This is a genomic window from Streptomyces cupreus (assembly GCF_014257025.1).
Taxonomy (GTDB): Bacteria; Actinomycetota; Actinomycetes; order Streptomycetales; family Streptomycetaceae; genus Streptomyces; species Streptomyces cupreus.
In genome coordinates this window covers 1-1,618 of sequence record NZ_JACMSF010000161.1, presented here as the reverse complement: position 1 = coordinate 1,618, position 1,618 = coordinate 1, and the positions used below count along the sequence as shown (strand labels likewise).

Here is a 1,618-nt window from a genome sequence, read left to right as displayed (position 1 = left end):
CAGCGCCAGGTGGTCCCCGACCGACACGTCGACGTCCGCGTTCTCCGGGTTCGTGCACGGCCGCGGTCCCACGCTTCCGGCGCAGGTCCACGGGTCGACGTCGCTCTGCCGTTCCAGCAGCGCGGCGGACTCCATCCCGAAGGTCTCGCGGACCCGTTCCAACAGGTCCTCCAGACCGGTCTCGCCGCGCAGCACGTTGCCGGCGAGGAAGGAGAGGATCTCCGACTCGGCGCGCAGCCGGGCCGCCTGCTGGGTGCGCCGGGCGGCCAGGTCGACCACCGAGGCGACCGACACGGCGACCCCGACGAAGATCGCGATGGCGACGATGTTCTCCGGGTCCGCGATGGTCAGGGTGTGCACGGGCGGGGTGAAGTACCAGTTCAGCAGCAGGGAACCGACCAGCGCCGAGGCCAGCGCGGGCAGCAGTCCGCCGAGCAGCGCTGCGGCCACCGTCAGGGTCAGGAACAGCAACATGTCGTTGGCGAGGCCGACTTCGGGTGCGACGCCGGTCAGCAGGAAGGTGAGCAGGGCGGGGCCGAGCACGCCGACGGCCCAGCCCCACAGGATGCGCAGCCGGCCGAGCCGGGCTGCCCGGGGGAGGGACAGGCCGCCCCTGCCCTTGCCCGCCTCGTCATGGGTGATCAGATGGCCGTCGAGGTCGGGGCCCGAGTCGCGGGCGACCGTGGCGCCGACGCCGGGCCCGAAGACGTACTGCCAGCTCTTGCGCCGGGAGACGCCCAGCACGATCTGGGTGGCGTTCACTCCTCGCGCGAAGGCCAGCAGCGCGGCCGGTATGTCGTCGCCGACGACATGGTGGAAAGTGCCGCCCAGGTCCTCCACCAGGGTGCGCTGGAGCGCGAGTTCCTTCGGCGAGGCCGAGGTCAGCCCGTCGCTGCGGGCTATGTAGACGGCGAGCACCTCACCGCCGGCACCCTTCTCGGCCAGCCGCGCGGCCCGCCGGATCAGCGTGCGCCCCTCCGGACCGCCGGTCAGCCCGACCACGATCCGCTCCCGTGAACCCCAGATCTTCGACACCCGGTGTTCGCTGCGGTACTGCTGGAGATACTCGTCGACCCGGTCGGCCACCCACAGCAGCGCGAGCTCCCTCAGTGCGGTGAGGTTGCCGGGCCGGAAGTAGTTGGACAGGGCCGCGTCGACCTTGTCCGGCTGGTAGATGTTGCCGTGCGCCATCCGTCGGCGCAGCGCCTGTGGCGACATGTCGACCAGCTCGATCTGGTCGGCGCGGCGCACCACCTCGTCCGGCACGGTCTCCTGCTGGCGCACTCCCGTGATGGACTCCACTATGTCGCCAAGGGACTCCAGGTGCTGGATGTTGACGGCCGATATGACGTCGATCCCGGCCGCCAGCAGCTCCTCCACGTCCTGCCACCGCTTGCTGTTGCGCGAGCCCGGGATGTTGGTGTGCGCCAGCTCGTCCACCAGCGCCACGTGGGGACGGCGCGCCAGGACCGCGTCGATGTCCATCTCCGTGAAGGAGGTGCCCCGGTAGTCCAGTTCGCCCCGTGGGACCTGCTCAAGGCCGTGCAGCATGACCTCGGTGCGCGGCCTGTGGTGGTGTTCCACGAACGCCACCACACAGTCCGTGCCGCGCTCCACC

Annotated in this window: 1 protein-coding gene; it reads right to left on the bottom strand. The window is 70.8% G+C overall.

Annotation, left to right across the window (positions count from 1 at the left end; translation table 11 throughout):
* The coding region (locus H4N64_RS44080) for a DUF4118 domain-containing protein (protein WP_186288247.1) at nucleotides 1–1,618 on the bottom strand (1,618 nt) is incomplete at both ends.